This window comes from Albidovulum sp., from assembly GCF_049646345.1.
Classification (GTDB): domain Bacteria; phylum Pseudomonadota; class Alphaproteobacteria; order Rhodobacterales; family Rhodobacteraceae; genus Albidovulum.
Map to the genome: position 1 here is coordinate 1 of NZ_JBARVQ010000458.1, position 4,855 is coordinate 4,855.

Genomic DNA, 4,855 nt, shown 5'->3' on the forward strand with positions numbered 1-4,855 from the left:
TCCTAGTACGCCGCAGACAATCGGATTGACCGCGCTGCACTGTAGGGCTACGCAACTCGCGAACTGCCACAACGGCTTCCTGACGTGGCGGGGATAACCCCAATGGAGCATTACATGTCCAGAAATAACTACATTTTTACTTCCGAAAGCGTTTCGGAGGGCCACCCGGATAAGGTTTGTGACCGGATTTCCGATGCCGTCCTCGATGCATTTCTTGCTGAAGATCCTCAATCCCGTGTTGCCTGTGAAACCTTTGCAACGACCGACCGTGTTGTCATCGGCGGCGAAGTGCGTGGCCCCGGCTCTGTTATTGAGCGGGTCGAAGACATCGCCCGCGATTGCGTGAAAGATATCGGTTATGAACAGGATGGCTTTCACTGGGCCAACCTGAAGGTCGACAGTTACCTGCATGCGCAGTCCGCCGATATTGCCCAAGGCGTGGATGCGTCCGGCAACAAGGATGAGGGCGCGGGCGATCAGGGTATCATGTTCGGCTATGCCGTCGATGAGACGCCGGAACTCATGCCGGCACCGATCCTTTATTCCCACGCGATGCTGCGCCGTCTGGCCGAGGTTCGCAAGAACGGCACCGAGCCGAAGCTTGGCCCCGACGCCAAGTCGCAGCTTTCGATCCGATACGAAGACGGCAAGCCGGTTGAGGTCACCTCGCTGGTGCTCTCGACCCAGCACCTTGATCCGTCACTGTCGTCGGGTGATGTGCGCGCATTGGTGGAGCCCTATATCCGCGAGGTTCTGCCGGATGGATGGCTGACGGCAGCGACCGAATGGCACGTCAACCCGACCGGCAAGTTCGTGATCGGCGGCCCGGACGGTGATGCGGGCCTCACCGGGCGCAAAATCATCGTCGATACCTATGGCGGTGCGGCCCCCCATGGCGGCGGCGCGTTTTCCGGCAAGGATCCGACCAAGGTCGACCGTTCGGCAGCCTACGCCGCGCGTTATCTGGCCAAGAACGTCGTGGCCGCAGGGCTTGCAAAGCGCTGCACGCTGCAACTGTCCTATGCCATCGGCGTCGCCAAGCCGCTGTCGATCTATGTCGATACGCATGGTACCGGCCAGGCGGACGAGGCCGGGATCGAACGCGCTGTCGCGCAGGTCATGGATCTGACCCCGCGCGGCATTCGCACCCATCTTGGCCTCAACAAGCCGATCTTCCAGCGCACAGCGGCCTACGGCCATTTTGGCCGCGCGCCGGATGCCGATGGTGGATTTTCCTGGGAAAAGACCGATTTGGTTGAGGCGCTGAAGAAGGCCATCTGACGGTTTTCTGGCCCAAAATTCAGGTCCCGCCCATCACCGGGCGGGACCTTTTTTATTATCCGACAACAGGCGATGCGGATTTCAAGCAGCCTTGCTGGCGGCTTCGCGTTTGCGCTGGCGTAGGAAGGTGAACAGGCCGATCGGGTCGACGGATTGTGTGCCGACCATCTCCAGAGAGCGTTCGCCCAGAACCCGCTCCATCTCGAAATCGGAATGCCAGCCGATGATATTGGCAAGCGGTGCAAAAAGCCGTTCGACCGTCGCAAGGAAACCTTTCTGTCGGGCGAAATGGTTGACGATCAACACCTCGCCGCCCGGTTTGCAGACCCGGGCCATTTCAGCCAGAACCCGCTCAGGCTCTGGCACGACCGACACGAGATACATGGCGACAACCGTATCGAAGTGATCGTCGGGAAAGGCCAGCGTACGGGCATCCATCTCCGAAATGCGCGTGACATGGGTCAGACCCTTCTCGGCCACCTTCTGCCGCGCCTTGTCCAGCATGTCGGGCGATACATCGATACCGGTGACGTCAAGATGGCCCTTGTAGCGGTGCAGCGACAGGCCGGTGCCGACGCCGATTTCAAGGACGCGGCCCTGCCGGGTGTTGACATAGTCGACGACCCGCCTGCGTCCGGCGCGAGTGATCAAACCGAATGTGTAGTCGTAAACCGGAGCCCAATATTTGTATGAAGTTTTGACGGCGGCGAGTTCCAATTCCGATCCTTTCAATTCTCAGGTCCACGGCGACGCGCGGCCATGGCCAAATAAAACGAATGCAGCAATGAGAGTCCGTAAAGCAGAGTAAGCATGATCATCGACATCCAGAACCGCGTCAGCAGCACTCCGATGACCAATGCCATGATGATCAGGACGAGACCTGACCGTTCCCGCGGGACGCGCAGGGATTTCGGCGAAAACGTCGGCAGGCGACTGACCATGAGAAGCCCGACAATGCCAAGATAGAGGCCGGTCAGGAACGGATGCTCTGCCGGTACCAGCGCGGTTTCGAAAGAGAGATAGGCGGGCAGCAGCGCCAGCAGCGCACCGGCCGGGGCGGGGACGCCAATGAAATGCTTCGGTGGCTTTATTCCGGTCATCGCCGCACGGTTATGGGCGACATTGAAGCGCGCGAGCCGGATGCAGGTGCAGCTGACATAGAGCAGCACCACGATCCAACTGCCCCTCTGTTCGCTTTCGGCCAAAGCGTATTGATAGATGAGCAGCCCAGGCGCCACGCCGAAATTCAGGAAATCCGACAGCGAGTCGAGCTGCGCGCCGATATCGCTCGTGGCCTTCAGTCGCCGCGCGAGCAACCCATCGAGCCCGTCGATCGCCGCCGAGAAGATGATCAGGGCCACGGCAAGCTCGAACTGCCCCGCCAGAACGAAGCGGATCGCTGTCAGCCCGGCGCAAAGGCCGAGCATCGTCACCATGTTCGGGACAAGCGCCAGAATGGACTGGCTGTCACTATCCCGTTCGTGGCGCGGCTGTTCGGTCATCTCACCGCGCCCGCGCGGGGGCTTTCCTGACTGGTCAGGTCGGCCAGAACCGTTTCTCCTGCAACTGTCGACTGGCCTATAGCGACAAGCGGTGAGACGCCCTCGGGCAGGTAGATATCGAGCCGGGAACCGAAACGGATCATGCCAAACCGTTCCCCGGTATTGATCGCCTGACCTTCGTTCACCTCGCAGACGATGCGGCGCGCGACGAGGCCAGCGATCTGCACCACCCCGATGGCGCGACCGTCATCCATGCGGATCGTCAGGCCGTTGCGTTCATTGTCCACGCTCGCCTTGTCGAGCGAGGCGTTGAGGAATTTGCCCGGCCGGTAGGCGATCTTTTCGATCCGGCCCGCGATGGGTGCGCGGTTCACGTGGCAGTTGAAGACATTCATGAAGACCGCGACGCGGGTCATCGGCTCGGTCCCCAGCCCCAGTTCCTCGGGCGGGGCGAACTTGCCGATCATCTGCACGACACCGTCGGCGGGCGAGATGATCAGACCTTCGCGCACAGGCGTCACGCGGTCGGGATCGCGGAAGAAATAATAGCACCAGACCGTCAGACAGACGCCGATCCAGCCCAGCGGTTGCCAGATCAGAAACAGGATCAGCGTGACCGCCGCGAAGATGCCGACAAAGCGGTAACCCTCGCGGTGCATGGGCTTGATGAAGGTCGAAAGCATGGTCATGTCCGGTCCCGATTCCTTTCCGGGGATAGCGCGCCTTCTTTTGAAGGGAACCGCACAAATGCGCAACCTTGCTGAGCGTCAATCAGCCGGCAGGTGTGTCCGGAACTGCGATCCCGATCTCAGGAAGGTGTCGCGGCCTGCCGGTTCTCGGCGATCATCGAGATCATCTCGAACATGACCGCCGCCGCTGTCAGCGCGGTGATGTTGTTGGGGCTGTCCTTGGTCGGCATCATGCAGACCACATCGCCACCGATGATATTCATGCCCCGCGCCGCGCGCAAAAGGCCCACCGCCTCGTCGATATCGAACCCCTTCTCGCCGGGTTCCAGGTTGGACACGCCGGGCGCTATGGTCGGATCAAGGCAGTCGAGATCGAAGGTGATGTAGACCGGACGGCCTGCCAGAACCTCTTTGATCTGGGCCACGACATCGGCAAGGCCGCGTTGGCGGAACTCTTTCATCGTCACGACGTTGTAGCCGTAATCATAGGACGGTTGCAGCCAGTCAAGCGTACGCGGATGACCCCGAAGCCCGATCTGCATCGAGCGTTTCGGATCGACCTGCCCCTGATCGGCCAGATAGGCACCCCAATGGGCGGCGGACTTTTCCGCGCCAAGGAAGTGATCGACCTTGGTGAAGACATCGGTATGGGCGTCGAAATGCAGAAAGCTGACCGGCTCGCCCCCGGCAAGCTTGCCGCCGCCCAGAGCCTGGACAATACCGCCGGTGATCGAGTGATCGCCGCCGACCGAGACGGGGCGTGCCCCCGCCGCATCGATGCGCCGGTAGAAATCGGTGATCTGCTGGATGCAGTGTTCGTTGTCATTGGCGCGGGGAAAGGGCACGTCGCCTGCATCGACGATCTTCGCCGCTTCCCACGGGTTGATGCGAAACTCACCATGCACCCGGCGCTGCACGGCCGAGACATGGCGCAGCGCGCGCGGCCCAAGGTGTTGATCGCGTTCGGTGGTGCCATTTCCGGTGGAATGGGGCACGCCGACAAGGGCGATATCGGCGCCTTCGGGCGGCTCGTTCGGACAACGGAACATGGTGGGAATGCCCCACCAGTAAAGGTTTTCCATCATCGAACGGTCGTGTTCCTCGGCCATGCGCGCCTCCTCAGCCCTTATCGTGCCGCTCTGCTTCTTCCATCAGGATCGGCACACCGAGCGCCATAGAATGGATGCCCATGATCGAGGTCAATTGCATGACCTCAAGAATTTCTTCCTTTGTTGCCCCGGCTTTAAGCGCATTCTGGATGTGACGGCGCACGCCCGAGGGCCAGAGATGGGTGGTGGCCACGTTGATCGCGATGAAGATCAGTTCCTTGTATTTCTGGTCCAAAGGCCCCTTGGTCTGGGGCACTGCGCGGAAGGCGAGGAA

General features: G+C 60.9%; 6 protein-coding genes and 1 riboswitch. Of the genes, 1 reads left to right on the top strand and 5 read right to left on the bottom strand.

The genetic code is table 11. The features are described from left to right. The first annotated feature begins 60 nt into the window (after window positions 1-60). Window positions 61-110, top strand: a riboswitch (SAM-SAH riboswitch). Between the two features lie 4 nt (window positions 111-114). Continuing rightward, on the top strand, window positions 115-1,281 hold the full coding sequence (metK, locus tag WBB85_RS11445) for a methionine adenosyltransferase (protein ID WP_432638742.1): 1,167 nt from the start codon (window positions 115-117) through the stop codon (window positions 1,279-1,281). A gap of 81 nt (window positions 1,282-1,362) precedes the next feature. On the opposite strand, the gene WBB85_RS11450 is transcribed toward metK, so the two are convergent. The 5 genes from WBB85_RS11450 to WBB85_RS11470 form a co-directional block, all read right to left on the bottom strand. Next, the gene (locus tag WBB85_RS11450; protein ID WP_432638743.1) at window positions 1,363-1,998 is read right to left on the bottom strand and encodes a class I SAM-dependent methyltransferase; all 636 of its coding nucleotides are present in this window, start codon (window positions 1,996-1,998) and stop codon (window positions 1,363-1,365) included. A gap of 11 nt (window positions 1,999-2,009) precedes the next feature. Beyond that, window positions 2,010-2,783, bottom strand: a complete 774-nt coding sequence (gene pssA / locus WBB85_RS11455) for a CDP-diacylglycerol--serine O-phosphatidyltransferase (RefSeq protein ID WP_432638744.1) — start codon at window positions 2,781-2,783, stop codon at window positions 2,010-2,012. Beyond that, complete coding sequence (locus WBB85_RS11460; RefSeq protein ID WP_432638745.1) at window positions 2,780-3,472, bottom strand: phosphatidylserine decarboxylase; 693 nt, start codon at window positions 3,470-3,472, stop codon at window positions 2,780-2,782. Before WBB85_RS11460 ends, pssA begins: the two co-directional genes overlap by 4 nt. A gap of 119 nt (window positions 3,473-3,591) precedes the next feature. Continuing rightward, the gene (locus WBB85_RS11465) at window positions 3,592-4,581 is read right to left on the bottom strand and encodes an arginase family protein (protein ID WP_432638746.1); all 990 of its coding nucleotides are present in this window, start codon (window positions 4,579-4,581) and stop codon (window positions 3,592-3,594) included. A gap of 10 nt (window positions 4,582-4,591) precedes the next feature. After that, window positions 4,592-4,855: carboxymuconolactone decarboxylase family protein (locus WBB85_RS11470; protein ID WP_432638747.1), on the bottom strand; the 264-nt coding region annotated here is incomplete at its 5' end.

Coding starts and splice junctions, on each gene's coding strand:
- WBB85_RS11460 (WP_432638745.1), bottom strand. CDS start 3,472: ATGACCATGCTTTCGACCTTCATCAAGCCCATGCACCGCGAGGGTTAC.
- metK (WP_432638742.1), top strand. CDS start 115: ATGTCCAGAAATAACTACATTTTTACTTCCGAAAGCGTTTCGGAGGGC.
- WBB85_RS11465 (WP_432638746.1), bottom strand. CDS start 4,581: ATGGCCGAGGAACACGACCGTTCGATGATGGAAAACCTTTACTGGTGG.
- pssA (WP_432638744.1), bottom strand. CDS start 2,783: ATGACCGAACAGCCGCGCCACGAACGGGATAGTGACAGCCAGTCCATT.